The sequence below is a fragment of the Micromonospora halotolerans genome, assembly GCF_032108445.1.
GTDB classification, from domain to species: Bacteria; Actinomycetota; Actinomycetes; order Mycobacteriales; family Micromonosporaceae; genus Micromonospora; species Micromonospora halotolerans.
In genome coordinates this window covers 6513727-6531305 of record NZ_CP134876.1, presented here as the reverse complement: position 1 = coordinate 6531305, position 17579 = coordinate 6513727, and the positions used below count along the sequence as shown (strand labels likewise).

The window sequence follows — 17579 nt, the reverse complement described above, 5'->3', positions numbered from 1 at the left end:
CACCGCAACCGCCGCACGTCCAAGCCGGGGTGACCGGGAGGTGTGTCGTCATCGCGGCGCATCCTGGCTCGGCCAGTGGCCGCGGTTGATCGGAATGGGATGACGGCTCCGGCAGGGCAGGTCGCTTCCGAAGCGGAGGCGTCGGCAGGGCGGGTCGCACGTCTGATCCCCAATCCGTGATCATCAGAATATGAGTCAGTACTTTCAGGCGGGCGACCTCGTCCTGTGGAACCCTTCCAACCGAGTGGCCGAGTGGTTCGCCTGCACCAGCGAGGCGCTCGCTGAACTGGTTGACGTACCGACCGGGATCGGCCCAATGCGCGCCGACGACTATGAGATCGACCTCGACGTGTTCGTCAGCTTCGTGGATGCACTGGTCGCGCAGTACCTGTCCTCAAGCCACGCAATCCTCAGGTCCCTGCTGGAAGGCTTCACCGCCACCGCGCTCGTTATGGTCGACCGCGCCGGCCGAAATGTGCCTTCGCTCCAGGCCGCAGCCACGCTGGACCCGAGGGACGTCGCCGTAGGCCCAGGAGGAATCCGCCCCCTGGGCGACCCCGCGCGCCTATACGAACTCGCCAGCAAGCACGCCGCAGCCATGCCACGTTGACCACATCACGTGATCGTGTCCGCCGCGCCGCAGTGGGCGGAGGCGGATCTGAAGTACGACGACAAGCCGGTGTTCTGGGGCTTCCCCACGGACGACGACCGGCTGCTCTCAACGGGGAGTCTGGAGTAGAGGCCACCGTCGCGGTGGGCTCAGCGGAAGGAGCGGCAATGGTTGAGGTGTCGGTCGAAATACCAGCGCCCCTGAGCAAGTGCATCATCTTTTGCGAGGTCGAGTGTGTCCGCGCGTGCTGCGGAATTGACGCCATCTCCACCGATCCCGCCCTTATCGAGGCGTGGTGCCGTCAGGTGGGGTCGGTCGCGGTGGTCGAGGCTCGGCTTCAACTCGCCGAACTGATCGAGGTGGTCGAAGGCCGGTCGCACCGCGTCACGTCGACCTTCCTGAACCACCGCACACACGACGACGCCGCGCGGCGTCAGTTGCTGGACTTCCTGGCCGCCTTCGACGCAGGACTGGCGGCCGGCGACGCGTCGTGACCGGTCGAGGTGGTCCATCCGAACTGATTCTCTGAGGCTACTGTCAGCTTGGGAATCGGATTGATCACGGCGTGAGTGGCCGTGCCACCTGGCTGCCGAGCACGGTAGGGACCGGTCGAGAGCATCCCCGACAGGGAAGTCAGGCTGACCATTGGTCCACTGCTGTACTTCGCCGCTGTACCGGCCCCGATCAGGGCAACAGCGACCCCGATCGGGGTCGCTGACCTGCGGAGGAGCGGGCCGCCAGGGACTCGCACCCTGAACCTCTGGATTGCCGGCGAGCCGGCCTGATCGGGTGCGGTACGAGGTCATCCGGGCTGGGTCTGCCGCTCGCGCGTTTGTCGGATAGCTTGTCCGGTATGGACATCGGTAATGATCGCCGTCGAGCTGCTACTGGCAGCTCTCCGGGCGGGACCGCTTCGGTCTCGTCCCGGCCACCCGCGCCGGTGCTCATCGCCGCACTGCTCGTTGCCGCTGGCGCACTGGTGCCACTCGGGTTACTCGTCCTGGTGCTGACCGAGTTCGAGGCCCGGAATCTGGTGCCAGTGCTACTGCTCACCTTGGTCGGCGTGGCTGTCTGCGCGTCAATCGGGTACGGGCTGTGGCGCGGATGGCGGGGATCCCGGATCGTGGCCGTGGTGCTCGGCGTGCTGGTTCTGCTATCGGGGCTAAATTCGCTCGGATCCAGCGATTTCGGATTCCTGCCGATAGCGTACGGCGCATTGGTGGCGCTGCTCGTGCTGGTTCCCGCCTCCGCCCGAGCATGGTTCCGTCATTCCTGACGCGCCCTTCAACATGGGAACGAACCAGTGACCTCTTCGGTGTGAACGCACCTGGGCCTCACCGCTGGGTGCGGTCGGACACCGTTCCGTGTTGCCAACCATGGCCGCTGTGCTGTCCCGTGTACGTCTACTGCTGGCCGTTACTTCTGCCTTCGTTCTCTCATTGCTGCCCCACCCCGCCCGCCTGACCCGGGCTCCACCTCTGGGGCCGTCGGCGGTCGCCGGCGGCCTAGGCATTACGAGTCAGTCCCCGGGCGCTGGTTCACCGCCTGAACGTCGTGCCGGACGTGCCGTCCGCGATCATCCGCTGCTGCTCGCCGGTTTGGCTGCTCGCTTGGCTGCTCAGCAGTTGTTGGACGGCGCAATTCCTGGTCGTCCTGGGAGGTGATCGACCAGCTACGATCGGATGGCATGACTGTGGATCGTGACGAACAGGTCATCGCCGCGTACGCGGCTGGAGATGACGTCGGGCATATCGAGCAACGCTTCGGCATCTCAGGAGACGAGATCCACAGGATCGTGGCGATGGGGACGGGAGGCCCCTCTGCGGCCAGTCAGAACCTACGCAGCGCCGAACGGCCACGGCTGAGGCCATTGATCGCGGCAGGGATCCTCCTGATGGCGCTCGGTATCGTTGGGCCCTTGGCGGCAGGCATCCTGTGGCTCGCCGTGTACTACTTCTCCGAGGCGGCGTATCCGGTCTCTTCCTGGCAGGGCGGAAACGTATTAGTGGGCCTGAGTGGAATTTGTGCTGGCTCCGTGCTGACCGTGACCGGTCTTGTTCTACTGGTGGCGGCCCGCACCCAACGGCAATGATGACCCGCGAACGCCTGGCGATGGCCTGGACCTGGTCCTCGTCGGCCCCTTGGCCCCCAGGCAACAGTACTTCGCTGCTGTACCGGCCCTAATGAACGCAACAGCGGCCCCGCGAAGGGCCGCTGAGCTGTGGAGGAGTGGGCCGCCAGGGACTCGAACCTTGAACCTCTGGATCAGAAGGTACGAGGTCGTCGACCGGTGCAGACATCCACCGGCGCAACGGCAATCGACGGCGGTACTCATCGACCCGTGACGCGTACCGGAATGCAAGTCGGCCCGCCCGTGTCGCGGGCGGGCCGATTGCTGCCGTCGATCAGATCTGCTGCTGCCCGCCGTCGACGAAGATCTCGCTGCCGGTCATGTAGCTGCTCTGATCGGAGGCGAGGAAGAGCGCGGCGTTGGCGATCTCGTCCGGGTGGGCCATGCGGCGCATGGGCACGCCCGAGGCGATGGCCTGCATCAGGCCGGCGGCGTCCTCCGGGCTGGCCGCCAGGCCCGCGACCCCCGGTGTCTCGGTCGGACCGGGGATCAGGGTGTTGACCCGGATCTTCCGGTCCACGAGCTCTGCGGCCCAGGTGCGGCCGAACGAGCGGATCGCGGCCTTCGAGGCGGCGTAGACGCTGAATGCGGGGGTGCCGTTGACCGCGGCCGTCGAGCCGGTCAGCACGACTGAGGCGCCCGCGTTGAGTAGGGGCAGGGCCTTCTGCACGGTGAACAGGGTGCCGCGGACGTTGTTGTCGAAGGTGCTCGCGAAGTGCTCCACCGTGATCGAGCCGAGCGGGAGGAACTCTCCACCTCCGGCGTTGGCGAACACCACGTCGAGCCCCGCGCCTCGGTCCTGAATCGCCTGCATCACCCGGTCCAGGTCGTCGAGGCTGCTCACGTCGCCGGCGATGCCGGTGGCGCTGGCCCCGATGCTCGCCACGGCGTCGTCCAGCGGGCCCTTGCGCCGGCCCGTGAGGAAGACGTACGCGCCTTCGGCGGCGAAGCGGCGGGCGGCGGCCAGGCCGATGCCGGTGGTGCCGCCCGTGACGAGGGCGGTCTTGCCGTCAAGCTGTCCCACGATGGTTCTCCTTCTGTCGTTTCTGGTGCGGTTGTCCCGACCGCGGGTGCGCCGGCCGGTGGTCAAGGGGTTGCGGGGGTGAAGCTCGGCAGGAGAGTTGCCAGGTCACGCCACTGCGGCAGGGGCAGCGCGGGTCGATCCGGTTGGTCGGGCCGCAGTACGTGAAGGGCGAGGTGGTCCGCGCCCGCGTCCAGGTGCTCACGGATGCGGTCGCTCACCGCGTCGAGGTCGCCCCAGGCGACGAGGGCGTCGATCAGGCGGTCACTGCCGCCAGGGACCAGGTCGTCCTCGGTGAACCCCAGTCGGGCCAGGTTGGCCCGGTACGCCGGGAAGTCAATGAACATGCCGATTCCCGCCCGAGCGGCGGCGCGGGCCCGCTCCGGGTCCCGGTCGAGGACGACCGCCAGGTGTGGGGCGATCAGTGGCTGGGCGCCGAGGCGCTCCCGCTGCGCCGCGGTGTAGTCCGGCGTCACGAGAAACGGATGCCACCCTGCCGTTCGGGCGGCTGCCAGGTCCGCCATCCTCGGCCCGAGGGCACCCAGGATGCGCCGCCCGGCAGGTACCGGCCGGGGCGCGGCGTCGAGGGCGTCCAGCCAGCGGCCCATCGACTCGACCGGCCGGCCGTAGTCCTGCCCCGCCCGTGCGGCCGAGTGGGCGTCGCTCACCCCGAAGCCGAGAACCGTCCGCGGCCCGTGCGCGGCGTCCAACGCGGCGAGGCGGTTCCCCAGGGCCACCGGTTCCTGGCCCCAGATCGCCAGCACACCGAGGGTGACTGTGACGTGTGGCGCGGCTTCCAGCAGGTGGTCGACGTCGTCGACCGCTCCGCCTCCGTCGAGGCCGGGCACCCACAGCGCCCGGAATCCCCGCTCGTCGAGTTCGGTCGCCGCGTCCCGGACGGCCGGGTGGGCGGCGCCACGCAGTTCCGTGCTCCACACCCCGACCGCGGGCAGCGAGGTGTCCAGTTGAGTCGCCACACCATCCTCCAATAATTCTGTACCGATCGGTACGCATCTGACGGTAGCAACCGCTGACCTGGCCCGCAAATTTCTGTACCGATCGGTTGGGAGCCGAGTAGCATGAGCGCCGGGAGGTGGTGGGCGTGCGACAACGAGGACGGCCCCGGGGTTTCGACGCCGACGCGGCGCTGGAGAGCGCAACGGAGGTCTTCTGGCGACAGGGGTACGAGGGCACGTCGGTGAACGACCTCACCGCCGCCATGGGCATCAACAAGCCCAGCCTCTATGCCGCCTACGGCGGCAAGGAGGAACTGTTCCGCAAGGTGGTGGCGCGCTACGCCGAACAGGACATGGGGTACGCGCGTGACGCGCTGGCCCAACCCACCGCGTACCAGGTCGTCGCGGCGCTGCTGCACGACAACGTGCTCGCCGTGACCCGCCCCGACCGTCCGGCCGGCTGCCTGTCGATCCAGGGCGGCACCGCCTGCTCCACCCAGAACACACCGGTCGCCGCGTTCCTCGCCGCCAGCCGCCTGGCCGGCGAGCGCGCCCTCGCCGACCGGTTCACCCGCGCCGTCACCGAAGGCGATCTACCCGCCGACGCCGACCCGGCCGCGCTCGCCCGCTTCGTCATGGTGGTCACCGAGGGTCAGGCGGTACACGCCGCCGCCGGGGTCAGCCGCGCAGACCTGCACCAGGCGGCCGAGATCGCGCTCGCCGGTTTCGCCGCCGCGTCCGGTGCGCGCCCGCCCGGAGCGGCCAGCGTCGGCGATGGTGCCGGGCCGGGCACTCGAGGGTGGCCGATAGGGACCCCGGGTGCGGCCGGTCAGCGGAGCAGCGGTCAGGTAACAGGCTGAACGACCGCTCAAGCGCCAGGGCCTACCGTCGGCTGATGGGGTTCTCCATCAAGCTGGCACCTGGGGTGCGTATCCGTGCCTCCTCTCGCGGCATCCGCACCAGCGTCGGCCCGCGGGCGGCCCGGGTACACTTCGGCGCCGGCCGCACCGGCTTCTCCACCGGCGCGGGTCCCGTCGGCTTCTACACCTCCCTGGGAGGCGGCCGCCGCTCCAGCGGTCGGGCGACGTCGGCCGCGACCTATCAGCGGCAGATCGCGGCCCAGCAGAGGCAAGCGGCACACGCGCAGCGAGTCGAGGAGGCCCAACGCCTGGCCCAAGCCTTCCTCCGCATCCTGGAGCTGCACCGGGTCGACTTCCCCGCAGCCACCCGACCCATCGCACCGCAACCAGCACCCCCCGACCGGGAAAGCATTCAGAAGCACTACGAACAGCACGCCCTGGCCGGCATCGGCCTCTTCGAGCGCGCGAAACGAGCTCAGGCCAAACAACTCGCTGCCGGGTGGACCGAGTCCGAGATGCAACGGCAGTGGACGACCCGATGTGAACAGCAGGCAGCCTGGCAGCAATACCTCGACCAGCGGTGGCAGCAACTGTGCCGCAACTCGCCCGAGGTCGTCCTGGACACGCTGGAGGAAGCCTTCGAGGACAACGAGGCACCCAGTGCCGCCGTTGGCGTCCTCGCCGACGAGGTGTCCCTCGTGGTGCTCGTACCCGGGGTGGACCACGTCGTGCCCGAACGCATGCCCACCACCACCCAGGCGGGCAACCTGTCCCTGCGCAAGCTCCCGCAGCGCGACCGCGCCGCCTACTACCGACAATTCGTGTGCGGCCAAGTCCTCGTCACCGTCCGGGAAGCGTTCGCCGTCGCACCCGCGATCGCCTCCGCCCGCGTCGCCGTCCTGCGCCACGACGGGCCCGACAGCTACGGCCGGCCCCGTGTCTCCTGCCTACTCGCCGCCACGTTCGGCCGCCGAGCACTCAACGGCGTCCAGTGGCAGACAGCCGACGCAGCCCAAATCGTCAACGACACCAGCACCGAGCTCATACTCAACCCGCGAGCCCGCACCGGCGAACTGCAGCCCCTGAACCTCGCCACCGAGCCCGCGCTCGCCGAACTCCTCAACGCCGTCGACCTTGCTGAGCTGACCGGCGAGCAGTAGGCCGATCAGCCAAGAGCTGACCGCTGCGTGCCCCCCGGCCGATGCGACAGCACGGCGGGTGGGGTTGACCGAGGCCGCCGGATGGACTGGACGGCCGGCCGCGGTCAGGCACCGGGGCAGGGCCCGCCATCGAAGTCTTTCCCTGACCAGGCACACGACGGAGCCATCACCTACACGCGGTGGCCGATCATGCGAGCTGCGGCTGGCGGGTAGGATCCCCGTCCACGTTGGACCGGCGCTTGGCGGTGCGAGCGCGCGGCGAACACGAGTAGCCACACCATGAGGACGACCTCACCGACGAACGTGACTGCGGCGACCTGAATGGTGTACGCGGTCGAGACCAGCGCTCCGATCGAGTCAGCGAGGTAGCCCGCGCCGGCGATCGCTACGAGCGCCGCCACCCAGGTTGGCACAGTGCGAGACCGCCATGCCAGCCACCCGATCATCAGCAGGTGGACGCCGAACAGGATCAGGCCCATGCTCCAGATCTCCTCGAATTCGGTGATCTGCGCGTGCACACCGGGGGCGATCTGGTCGGTCGCCGCGCCGTCACGCAGGAGACCAGCGGCGGCGACCAGGTGCGTGATCGCGGCGGCGAAGACGACCGCGTATACGGTGCGGCACCAGGCGGAGAGCAGTGGGACGGTGCGGTGGGTGTCGTCGAAGAACGCCCGCAGCGCCCAGGCGACCAGCACGTCGAGGCAGGCCACCGCGAACAGAGCGGTGACGGCAAGGGCGAATGCGCGTTGATTCGACAGCAGTTGGGTGGTGGTCTCGACGGCTTCGGTGGAGACCAGCCGGTCCACGACGCCGAAGTTGGCCAGCCCAGCGAGAACCGCCATCAGCAGCAGGCCGAGCCCGGCGGCCAGCGCCGCACGGCTTACCCGGGAGCCGCCCTCCACGGCCGCCGCTGCGCTCGACGGCCCGCGGGAAGCGGCACCGGGCTGCACAGCGGTGGACGGCGCGAAGCCGCGGGCGAGCAACAGCAGGCCGAAGACGATCTCGAACAGGCCACCCGGGATCGCCAGCACGAGCCCGACCGTGGTCCTCATCAGCTCGGCGGCCGCGCCGGCCGCCAGCAGCGCGTATCCGACGGATCCCCAGATGGCCAGCCAGCTCGGCAGCCAGCGCTGCCGGTGAAGGGCCAGGCAGAACGGCAGGCTGCCCAGCCCCAGTGACAGCATGGCCAGCTGGTATGCGATGTCGGCGGCACCGGAACCGACCGAGTTCCGCAGGACGATCCCGGCGGTGAGCAGGAACCCCTCCGCGCCGCGCGCGACAAGGTACGCCCAGGCGATCCCCGGATGCGATCGGCGCAGCGCCCGGAAGACCAGCACGCCGATGGCGACCACCATGACGGAGCTGAGCACCACTAGCGCCGTCCCGGCGACCTGCCCGGCGAGAGCGCTGCCGATGCCGTAGGAGACGAACGCCAACAGGAAGAACGCACCGGCGCATCTGCCGGTCACGCGGAGGGACATCTTCGCCTCACAGGCTTTCGTACTAAGTAAGAAGTACTAAGTACGATAGCCTTGGCGGCGAGGCCGGTCAACGGAAGCCAGAAAGACGGGAACCAGAGGGTGGGCGAGCCAGCACGGCAGTTGAGTCGCGAGCGGGTGCTGCAGGCCGCGGTCGGCATCGCCGACGCGCACGGCGTGGGGGCGTTGACCATGCGGTCGCTGGCCGCCGAGCTGAACGCCAAGCCAATGTCGCTGTACTACTACATCCGTAACAAGGACGATCTCCTCGACGCCCTCGTCGACAGGGTTTTCGCCGAGATCGAACTCCCCGAGGTGGGCGGCGACTGGCGCGCCGAGGTGCGCCGGAGATGCCTCTCGGCCCGTACGGTCCTCGCGCGGCATCCCTGGGCGCTGGCCCTGGTCGAAACCCGGACCAGTCCTGGGCCGGCCACCCTGCGCCATCACGACGCCATGCTGGGCGTGCTGCGAGCCGGCGGCTTCTCGCTACAGATGACGGCACACGCGTACGGCATCGTCGACGCGTACGTCTACGGATTCGTGCTGCAGGAGGCGTCGCTGCCGTTCGACACTACGGGCTCCGCCAACGCCGTGGCGGATTCGATCATGGAAGGTTTCGCGGCGGGCGACTACCCGCATCTGGTCGAGTTCGCCACGCAGCACGTCCAGCAGCCCGGATACCACTTCGGCGGGCAGTTCGAATTCGGCCTTGATCTGATCCTCGACGCACTGGCGGTACACGGCGGTGCCACGCCTATCTCGTAAGTCCTACTGCCGGGCCCGACGGTGAAGCTGCCCTGCCGGTCGGCGGCCGCAGGGGGCGGTTGATGTGAGGCGTCGGGTGGCTAGCCGTGATTTCTCTGATGGCCGCCTAGGGTCGGTCGGTATGCAGCCAGGCGACGAGGCGACGATGACGATCGGTGAGATTGCCAGCAGGTTCGAGCTGGCCACCCACGTGTTGCGGCACTGGGAGTCGGTGGGGCTGCTGATGCCGGCTCGGGTCGTGGCGGGACGCCGCCGTTACAGCTCGGCCGACCTGTACCGGGTCGCGACGATCCTGCGCGCGAAGGAGGCGGGACTGTCGCTGGAGCAGATCCGTGATCTGCTGACCTCCGCCGTGCCGGAGCGGCGGAGGGAGATCCTGCTCCGTCACCGCGCGGACCTCGTCGCACGCATCGACGCCCTGCAGGACTCACTGCGGTTCATCGACGGGGGCCTGGAGTGCGAGCACGAGGACTTCACCGCGTGCCCGCACTACCAGGCCATGGTCCGAGCGCGAATCGGGCCGCAGGCCGCACCTCACGTACCCGCATGACGCGCCGGCGGATATCCACAGACGACCGTGTCGCGACGGCCCGCCAACGATCCGGCACCGTCGGCGCCGGCCAGTCACCCGTCGGTCCGTTCGCAACCTGAAGTGAGGAGCCTGGCAGCTGCCGCTCCTCCGGTATCTCGGGTCGAAGGGATCACGGGCGGCGGGCTGAGGCGACGAACATCGGTATGGCCACGAACAGCCGTCCCATGCTCGCCCGGGACTGCTGGTCCCGCACCCAGACAGCACTCTGCTCAGCGGTGACGCTGCCCGCGGTGACCGCCTTGGCGGCGAAGGCCTCGACCATCGGCAGGAATCCGGATTTGGTGACGATCTCGGTGTGCGCTTCGACGGCGACGTCCTGGAATCCGGCGTCCAGGAGCAGGTTCCGATACGCCCGGGCCACCTGCGGGTTCGGGAGGGAGCCGGCCTGGCTGCGCACGATCGCGCTGGTGAGGTCAGAGTGGGATGAGTCGATCATCAGCGCGTCCCAGTCCTGGCCGACCAGCACAATCCGCCCACCCGGGCTCAGCACGCGGTGCGCCTCCGCCAGCGCGGCGGCGGGGTCCGGCAGCACGTGCAGGACCTTGTCCGCCCGGTATCCCGACACCGCCTGAGAGGGGAGCGGGAGAGACTCGGCGCTGCCCATCCGGAACTCGGCCCCCGGCCAGCGGCGGCGGGCCGTGGCGATCATCAGCTCGTCCGGGTCGACTCCGATCGCGGCGACGCCACGGTGGTTGAGTTCGGCCACCGCGCGTCCCGTTCCGCAGCCCACGTCGACGACGGAAGCGCCGGGGGAGGGTTCCAGCAGCTCGTAGCTGCGGTGTCGTAGACGGATCGGGCCCGCCTCGGTCTCCGCGGCGTCGAGTCGCGCGATCAGCCCGGCAGCGGCCTTCATCGTGTCTTCGCTCATGGATGCACCCTCCGACTTCAGGTCGACCTGAAGTCAAGGGGCCGTCCCACCAGCGGACAGCGCCTCGTCGATAGCTCGCATGACGTGGGAATTGCCCGTAGCGCGCGGGGGTGGACAGCGTGCACCTGCCCCACCGCCTGCTGCTCGGCGGAATCGGCTCAGCTGCGGGTGGCGAACGATCCTGAGAGGCTGGACCGCAGCTGCCCGGCCGTGCCGGCCGTGCCCCGGGGTAGCGGGAAGCCAGCGGGTCGGACCAGGCCCACAGGCCGATGTCGTCAACCGAGGTCGGCTGCGGCCTTCGTCTCGTGCACGTGTCGGTCGTCGGCGTGGCGGTCCGGGTGATCCGCGTGGTCGGCGTGGAACAGCGCCTCCGCGAGGAGCGCACGTACGTGGCTGTCGGCTGCGGAGTAGTGCACGAAGGTTCCTTCCCGTCGTCCCCTGACCAGGCCGGCCAGACGCAGCTTCGCGAGGTGCTGACTGACGGCTGTGGGGCTCGCTCCGACGAGTTCCGCGAGGCAGGCCACGGACGACTCGCCTTGGAGCAGGGCCCAGAGGATCTTGATTCTGGTCGGGTCGGCGAGCATTCGGAAGCCTTCGGCGGCCAGATGGACCTGTTCCTCGTTGGGCATCTGAAAGTCGGGCAGCGTGGTGTGCACGAAGCCACCATAGCCGTGCTCCAGAACTGGTCTGCACATCTGCCTGCTTACCTTCCTAGCTACGCAGGTATTGTGGCTTGTCGTGATCAGCTCGACGCTCTCTTCGCCACCTGTCATCAGCGGCCGCCCCGCCGGCCCCGGTCTCGTCGCCCGCTTCTGGTCGCTGGCTGAGGTGCGGTGGGCGGCGATCGCCACCGGGCTGTTCGCTCTCGGCGGTGTGGCCCAACTGCTCGAGTCGCCCCCGGCGCTGTGGTGGGCCCTGTACCTCGCGTGTTACGTCACCGGGGGATGGGAGCCGGCGCTCGCGGGCCTGCGCGCGCTACCTGAGCGGACCCTGGACGTCGACCTGCTGATGATCGTGGCTGCGGTCGGCGCGGCGAGCATCGGGCAGGTGTTCGACGGTGCCCTGTTGATCGTCATCTTCGCCACCTCTGGAGCGTTGGAGGCGGTCGCGACCGCCCGGACCGCCGACTCGGTGCGCGCCCTGCTCGACCTGGCGCCCGAGCGGGCCACCCGGCTGCTGCCCGACGGTGAGGAGGAGGTGATCGAAGCGGCGGACCTGGCCGTCGACGACATCATCCGGATCCGGCCGGGGGAGCGGATCGCTGCTGACGCCCTGGTGCTGGACGGCGCCAGCGACGTCGAGCAGGCGACCATCACCGGTGAGCCCTTGCCGGTGGCCAAGACGGCCGGCGACGAGGTGTTCGCCGGCACCCTGAACGGGACCGGCTCCCTCATCGCCCAGGTTCACCGGCCGGTCGGCGAGTCGGTGATCGCCCGCATCGTCGCTCTGGTGGAGAAAGCCTCCGCCACCAAGGCGAAGACCCAGCTGTTCATCGAGAAGGTCGAACAGTGGTACTCCGTGGCCGTGGTCGTGGCGACCCTTGCTTTGTTCGGCGTTCCGCTCGCCCTCGGCGCCGAACTGCAGCCCACCCTGCTGCGCGCCATGACCTTCATGATCGTGGCCTCGCCCTGCGCGGTGGTGCTGGCGACCATGCCACCCCTGCTGTCCGCCATCGCGCTCGCCGGTCGCAACGGCGTGCTCGTCAAGTCAGCCCTGGTCATGGAACGACTCGCCGACACGAGCCTGGTGGCATTCGACAAGACGGGAACCCTCACCACCGGCAGCCCGCGCCTCGCCGGCGTCCACGCCGCAGCCGGCGTCGACACCACCGAGCTGCTGCGGCTGGCCGCCGGGGCGGAAGACCCGAGCGAGCATCCCTTGGCGGTGGCAGTTCTCACCGCCGCGCAGGAACGTGGCCTTCCCGTCCCGCCCGCAGGCGACTTTGACTCCACCCCTGGCCACGGCGTCACTGCCCTCATCGAGGGCAGGCGGGTGGCCGTCGGCCGACCCAGCCTGCTCGACCAGCTACCCGACCACGTCGCGGCCGAGACCCGGCACGTCGTCACCCACGTCGAGGGCGCCGGCCACACCGCCGTGGTGGTGGTCGTCGACGGGCGGCCGTGGGGCGTCCTCGCACTCGCCGACCACATCCGCTCCCGGGCCGCCGCCACCGTGGAAGCCCTCACCGCCCTCACCGGCGCCACCCCCGTCCTGCTCACCGGCGACAACCTCGGCGCGGCCCGACACCTCGCCGCCGAAGCCGGCATCGCCGACACCTACGCCGGGCTGCTGCCCGCCGACAAGGTCGACAGGGTCCGCCACGTCCAGGCCCGGGGGCAACGGGTTCTTCTCGTCGGCGACGGCGTCAACGACGCCCCCGCCCTGGCAACCGCCGAGCTCGGTGTGGCGATGGGCCGCCAGGGATCGGACCTGGCCCTGCAAACCGCTGACGCCGTGCTCGTCCGGGACGACCTGAGCGCCCTGCCCGCCATGATCGCCCTGTCCCGGCGAGCCCGCCGAGTCGTCAAGGCGAACCTCCTGATCGCCGCCGCGTTCATCATCGTCCTCGTAACCTGGGACCTCACCGGCCACCTGCCCCTTCCCCTGGGCGTCGCAGGGCACGAAGGCTCCACCGTCATCGTCGGCCTCAACGGCCTCCGGCTCCTACGCCAATCAGGCTGGCGGCAAACGACGTAAGAGAGCCACCACCAGTTCACGAACTACAGGTAAGCCTCGGCCTGCGGAGCTGCGTGCTGACGAGTCCGGCAGATCGTCGAGTCGACGTTGACCTCCCAGCAGATCAAGCCGGCCGCGTCCGCCCTGGCCTGCAAGCGGTGAGGATCTGTAACCACACGCCCGAGCGCTGCCACCGCCGAAGCAGCCCATACACCCGGGGTTCTTCGCTCAACCGCGTGCCTCACGGGTCGCAGCGGCGCCGTTGGTCATCTCGTCCGGCGGCGGCGGTAGGCCACGATCGTGAGGGCGGCTGCGGCGCCGGCGGCCGCGAGGACCGGCACGGGTTTGGCGCGTAGCGCGGTGCTGACCTTCGCTGTCACGGCACGTGCGGAGGTGACCTCGGTGGACTCGGTCTTGCCGGTGGTCTGGGTACTGGCTTGGGCCGAGCCGCGTGCCGTGGTCATGGCCTGACGGGTCTTCTGCTTGGCGGTCGCGGCGCGCTGGGAGGCTTTCTGGCTCACCGTGCGGAATCTCTGCGTTGCCGAGGTCTTCGCCGACTGGCCGGCTGTGGTGAGGCGCTGCCGGAGTCCACCGGCTGCTGAGGTGGCCTTGCCGCCGAGGCGGGTCTTGACGTCGGTCTTGGCTGCCAGGGCGGCGACGGTTTCCCCCAGCTCCGCCCGCGTGTGCTGGATGTCCTGCCGTACCTTGTCCGGATCACTTGGGCTTGCCGTGCTCATGGCTGCCTCCGACCGGCCGCGCCGCGTATCGTCTCGATGTCTGCTTGCACGCTGTCCCTGGTCGCCGTCGGCGTGGCCGGCATGGCTTTGGTGACCTGCTTCTTTCCGCGTCGCGCCGCCACGGCTGCGGCGATGAACAGGATGACGGCGACGATGAGGGCGGCCAGCGCGTCCGGCATGAACGCGCCCAGGGTCAGCACCACCGCGGCGACGACGGCACCGACGCCGTAGAAACCGAGCATGGCGCCGCCGCCGAGCAGCCCGGCGCCCATGCCTGCTCGCTTGCCCTTTGCGGTCATCTCCGCACGTGCCATCGTCAGCTCGTCCCGGACGAGCCGGGTGATCTGATCGGTGGCGCGCTGCACGAGCTCAGCGACCGGTGTGTCAGCAGAGGCAGCGCCAGAGCTGCCGCTGGAATCTTCTGGCATACGTGCCCTCACTAGTTTTCGCGTACCGGAATAGCCAGAGACGCCAACGACGTGGTGTGGTCGGCCAGGTCCGACTGATGCTGCGGGACCAGGTCAGCCTTGCTGCACCGCTGGCGTCTTCACTGAGCCCGGCAAGGGCTCGTCGGATTGCCGGCCCAGAGGCGGCAAGGCGGTGTCTCCCAGGTGGCCGGGGACGTCAGCCGCCGGGATGTCACCCGCGTGCCTGCGACGGCGTAGAGTCAGCGCGCCCGTCGCCCCGGTCAGCGCCCCCACCCCGAACGCAAGGATCAACGCTTGCCGCATGCTCGAGTGGCTCCGGCGCCCCATCATCGCTGTCTGAACCCAACGTGTCCGCATGGCCTTGATTGTCCGACTCGATCCCCGGGGTCATGCACCTAATCGGCAGACTTGTATGCCAGCGGCACGGACCACCACAATCACGGCCGCTAGGCGAGGAGCGGCGACCCGACATCAGCAGGCGCCATCAACGGTGGCGGCCGAGGCGGACGAGTGCAGACAGGTGCAGCCTCGGGCCCGAACCCTCTGGACGTCAGCGGGCGCGGCAACCTTCGCCGAGAGCGCCTTCCATGCGACGGCCGGACGTGCAGCAGTGAGGCCCGGGTCGCCAGCCTGCAGGTGGGCTCCACTCGCAGACCTTCCCTCGTTGTCTCGGTCGGTGTACCAGTAGTACTCCGAGTCCTCGGCTCGAACGTGTGGGCCGTAGCCGTGATCGTCGGCCTCTCACATGTGCTGAAGCGGGGGTCGTCGCCGCCACCGTTGTCCCCGCCGCCGGTGTCGCCGTTGCCGCCCGCCGATTCCGCACTGTCGGGCCAGACCCGTCCGCAAGCTTCCCGCGACGCTCCTAACAGGACGTGAAGCCATGGATTCCGCGTCCGCCCCCTTGGACTCGGTCGTCTCCCGTTCCACGAACGTTCAGACAGTGGACCCTGCCTGCGTTGGATCCCGTCCCTAGGTTGCCTAAGGCGACGAAAGAAGGGGCTCATGGACGCAGCACTCGCAATCCGGGCTCGCGGCATCACCAAGTGTTTCGGCGACGCTGTCGCGCTCGACGGCGTCGATTTGGATGTGGCGCCGGGGCAGATCCACGGTTTGGTCGGGCCGAACGGCGCCGGCAAGACGACCCTCTTGGGCCTCCTGCTGGGCCTGGCCGTCGCCGACAGCGGCCACCTGGAGATCTTGGGTACGCCGGTGGCGCGGGCCCTCGCCGCTCCTGAAGGTGTCGCCGGCTTCGTCGACGGTCCCGGGCTCTATCCGTCGCTGACCGCCAGGCAGAACCTGGCCGCCCTGGCTGGTCTCCGCGACCACGGCCCGCGGACGGCGGGGATCGATGACGTGCTCGATCAGGTCGGGCTCGCCGATGTCGCGGACGACCGGGCGAGCGGCTTCTCCCTCGGCATGCGTCAACGGCTCGGGCTCGCCGCCGCCCTGCTCGCCAAGCCTCGGCTGCTCGTGCTCGACGAACCCTCCAACGGCCTCGACCCGGCCGGCAAGAAGCACGTACATGGTGTCCTCACCCGGCTCGCGGAGGACGGGACAAGCGTCGTGCTCTCGAGTCACCGCATGGACGATCTCGAGGCACTGTGCTCCGAGGTCACCATCCTCGCCACCGGACGGGTCGTCTTCACCGGTCCGCTGACCAAGCTGGCCGCAGAGAACCGGGAGCTCGACTACCGGGTGCGAACCTCCGACCCGCAGGCCGCCCGCCAGCTGGCTGCCGAAACAGCCGGGATCCACGTCGGCGATGGCGCCGGTGCACGGGACGTCGAGGTGCTCGTCGTGCGTGCGCCGGTGCCCGCCCTCGACGAACTGGTGGTGCGGCTCGTGCACGCGGGCATCGCGGTGCGCGAGCTCACACCCGTGGTGTCGACGCTGGAGGCGGCGTTCCTCGCCCTCACCGAACAGCAGGAGGCCGTCCGATGATCGCGACCATCGCCGCCGACCCCGCGGTCGGCGCCCATCCCGTCTCGATCAAGCGCGGCTACCGCTTCGAGCTGGTCAAGCTGGTCTCGCAATGGCGGATCCGGCTGCTGGTCCTCGCCTGCTGGATCGCGCCGGCGCTGTTCGTCGCCGCGGTGAGCCAGCAGAGCTCGCTGCCGGTCGACACCCTCTTCGGTCGTTGGATGCACGCCACGGGATGGGCCGGACCGCTGGTGACGCTCGGTTTCGCGGGCACCTGGGCGCTCCCGCTGCTCACCTCGGTGGTCGCCGGCGACGTGTTCGCCTCCGAGGACCGCCTCGGCACCTGGCGCCACCTGCTCGTGGCGGTCCGGTCACCTCGACGGATCTTCGCCGCGAAGGCGTTGTCCAGCCTCACCGTCATCCTGCTCCTCGTCGCCGGGCTTGCCTGTTCCAGCACGGCCGGCGGGGTCCTGGCGGTCGGCAACCACCCGCTGGTTGGCCTCGACGGGCACCTGCTGACGCCCGGAGACGCCGCCGGGCAGACCCTGCTCGCCTGGGTCTGCGTACTCGCTCCGACGCTGGCCCTGGGTGCGATCGGACTGCTGGGGTCCGTCGCCCTGGGTCGGTCCCCGATGGGACTCCTGCTGCCCGCACTTGTGGCACTCGCGATGCAGCTCGCGCAGATGCTGCCGCTGCCCGTTGCCCTGCGCGTCGCGCTGCCCGGTTACGCGTTCATCGCCTGGAACGGTCTGTTCACCAGCCCGATGCAGCGCGGCCCGCTCCTGATCGGCATCGTGGTCAGCCTGGTGTGGGCCGTGACCGCGACGGCGCTGGCTTACCTGCTGTTCGTGCGGCGCGATTTCACCAACCTGGCTGTTGACGGCTCGGGGCGCCGCGCGGTCACCGTCGGAGTCCTGCCGCTGGTCGGTGTGCTCGCCGTGACGGTCGGCGTCGTCGCCGCGACGACGCCGGCCACGGGCTCCGGGATCGAGCAGGACAAGGTGCAGCGCTCAGTCGCTACGGCATTCGCCCACCTCTACCGCATGCAGACCGCGCAGCTTCACCGCCCCGACGTCACCGAAGCGCAGCTGAGCGCCACGGCGACGTGCAACAAGGGCGGCGGCAAGCTCGCCGCTGAAGGGCCGGGCAACGACTGGCGGTGCGTCGTCTCCTGGCATCTCCCCGACGTCGAGGCCGCGGGGACGGCCATCTACCAGCTCGACGTCACCCCTGATGGGCGGTTCGTGGCCGACGGCGACGGACCGAAGGAAGTCAACGGCTACTTCCTGGTGCGGACCCCGACCGGGGACGCACCGAACCCGCTCTGGCAGTTCGACGGCAACGTCGAACTGTTTCCCACCACGAAGGGATGACTCC

Annotated in this window: 18 protein-coding genes; 11 read left to right on the top strand and 7 right to left on the bottom strand. The window is 69.5% G+C overall.

Features of this window, described 5'->3' with window-relative positions:
• The first annotated feature begins 190 nt into the window (after window positions 1-190).
• The 4 genes from RMN56_RS30620 (at window position 191) to RMN56_RS30605 (ending at window position 2702) form a co-directional block, all read left to right on the top strand.
• On the top strand, window positions 191-610 hold the full coding sequence (locus RMN56_RS30620; RefSeq protein ID WP_313721339.1) for a DUF6086 family protein: 420 nt from the start codon (window positions 191-193) through the stop codon (window positions 608-610).
• A gap of 167 nt (window positions 611-777) precedes the next feature.
• Window positions 778-1104: a DUF6331 family protein gene (locus RMN56_RS30615; RefSeq protein WP_313721338.1), complete on the top strand. Its 327-nt coding sequence runs from the start codon at window positions 778-780 to the stop codon at window positions 1102-1104.
• A gap of 359 nt (window positions 1105-1463) precedes the next feature.
• Window positions 1464-1886, top strand: a complete 423-nt coding sequence (locus tag RMN56_RS30610; RefSeq protein WP_313721337.1) for a hypothetical protein — start codon at window positions 1464-1466, stop codon at window positions 1884-1886.
• Window positions 1887-2297: 411 nt separating this feature from the next.
• A complete protein-coding gene (locus RMN56_RS30605; RefSeq protein WP_313721336.1) occupies window positions 2298-2702 on the top strand; it encodes a cell division protein CrgA in 405 nt (134 codons plus the stop codon).
• A 313-nt stretch (window positions 2703-3015) separates the two neighbouring features.
• Here RMN56_RS30605 and RMN56_RS30600 read toward each other — a convergent pair whose 3' ends face one another.
• Window positions 3016-3765, bottom strand: a complete 750-nt coding sequence (locus tag RMN56_RS30600) for an SDR family oxidoreductase (protein WP_313721335.1) — start codon at window positions 3763-3765, stop codon at window positions 3016-3018.
• 62 nt (window positions 3766-3827) lie between these two features.
• Window positions 3828-4739 carry a TIGR03620 family F420-dependent LLM class oxidoreductase gene (locus RMN56_RS30595; protein WP_313721334.1) on the bottom strand — a complete coding sequence of 304 codons (912 nt, stop codon included), beginning with the start codon at window positions 4737-4739 and terminating at the stop codon, window positions 3828-3830.
• Between the two features lie 125 nt (window positions 4740-4864).
• Between RMN56_RS30595 and RMN56_RS30590 the strand changes: the two genes are divergently transcribed.
• Both RMN56_RS30590 and RMN56_RS30585 read left to right on the top strand, forming a co-directional pair.
• Window positions 4865-5578 (top strand): TetR/AcrR family transcriptional regulator, encoded by a 714-nt coding sequence (locus RMN56_RS30590; protein WP_313721333.1) that lies wholly within the window; start codon window positions 4865-4867, stop codon window positions 5576-5578.
• A gap of 35 nt (window positions 5579-5613) precedes the next feature.
• The gene (locus RMN56_RS30585; protein ID WP_313721332.1) at window positions 5614-6738 is read left to right on the top strand and encodes a DUF4236 domain-containing protein; all 1125 of its coding nucleotides are present in this window, start codon (window positions 5614-5616) and stop codon (window positions 6736-6738) included.
• Window positions 6739-6908: 170 nt separating this feature from the next.
• On the opposite strand, the gene RMN56_RS30580 is transcribed toward RMN56_RS30585, so the two are convergent.
• Window positions 6909-8174, bottom strand: coding sequence for a DUF4386 domain-containing protein (locus RMN56_RS30580; RefSeq protein ID WP_313721331.1), 1266 nt, complete (start codon window positions 8172-8174; stop codon window positions 6909-6911).
• Between the two features lie 144 nt (window positions 8175-8318).
• On the opposite strand from RMN56_RS30580, the gene RMN56_RS30575 reads away from it, so the two are divergent.
• Window positions 8319-8981: a TetR/AcrR family transcriptional regulator gene (locus tag RMN56_RS30575; protein ID WP_313721330.1), complete on the top strand. Its 663-nt coding sequence runs from the start codon at window positions 8319-8321 to the stop codon at window positions 8979-8981.
• A 145-nt stretch (window positions 8982-9126) separates the two neighbouring features.
• The gene (locus RMN56_RS30570; RefSeq protein ID WP_313721329.1) at window positions 9127-9531 is read left to right on the top strand and encodes a MerR family transcriptional regulator; all 405 of its coding nucleotides are present in this window, start codon (window positions 9127-9129) and stop codon (window positions 9529-9531) included.
• Window positions 9532-9682: 151 nt separating this feature from the next.
• Here RMN56_RS30570 and RMN56_RS30565 read toward each other — a convergent pair whose 3' ends face one another.
• Window positions 9683-10441, bottom strand: coding sequence for a methyltransferase domain-containing protein (locus tag RMN56_RS30565; protein WP_313721328.1), 759 nt, complete (start codon window positions 10439-10441; stop codon window positions 9683-9685).
• 275 nt (window positions 10442-10716) lie between these two features.
• The gene (locus RMN56_RS30560; RefSeq protein WP_446685811.1) at window positions 10717-11097 is read right to left on the bottom strand and encodes an ArsR/SmtB family transcription factor; all 381 of its coding nucleotides are present in this window, start codon (window positions 11095-11097) and stop codon (window positions 10717-10719) included.
• Between the two features lie 82 nt (window positions 11098-11179).
• On the opposite strand from RMN56_RS30560, the gene RMN56_RS30555 reads away from it, so the two are divergent.
• Window positions 11180-13138, top strand: coding sequence for a heavy metal translocating P-type ATPase (locus RMN56_RS30555; protein WP_376787243.1), 1959 nt, complete (start codon window positions 11180-11182; stop codon window positions 13136-13138).
• Between the two features lie 245 nt (window positions 13139-13383).
• Here the strand turns inward: RMN56_RS30555 and RMN56_RS30550 are convergent, their stop codons facing one another.
• Both RMN56_RS30550 and RMN56_RS30545 read right to left on the bottom strand, forming a co-directional pair.
• Window positions 13384-13854 (bottom strand): DUF3618 domain-containing protein, encoded by a 471-nt coding sequence (locus RMN56_RS30550; protein WP_313721327.1) that lies wholly within the window; start codon window positions 13852-13854, stop codon window positions 13384-13386.
• Window positions 13851-14282: a phage holin family protein gene (locus RMN56_RS30545; protein WP_313721326.1), complete on the bottom strand. Its 432-nt coding sequence runs from the start codon at window positions 14280-14282 to the stop codon at window positions 13851-13853. Before RMN56_RS30545 ends, RMN56_RS30550 begins: the two co-directional genes overlap by 4 nt.
• A gap of 1002 nt (window positions 14283-15284) precedes the next feature.
• Here RMN56_RS30545 and RMN56_RS30540 point away from each other — a divergent pair.
• Window positions 15285-16223, top strand: coding sequence for an ABC transporter ATP-binding protein (locus RMN56_RS30540; protein WP_313721325.1), 939 nt, complete (start codon window positions 15285-15287; stop codon window positions 16221-16223).
• Window positions 16220-17575 (top strand): ABC-2 transporter permease family protein, encoded by a 1356-nt coding sequence (locus RMN56_RS30535; protein ID WP_313721324.1) that lies wholly within the window; start codon window positions 16220-16222, stop codon window positions 17573-17575. Before RMN56_RS30540 ends, RMN56_RS30535 begins: the two co-directional genes overlap by 4 nt.
• The last annotated feature ends 4 nt before the right edge of the window (window positions 17576-17579 follow it).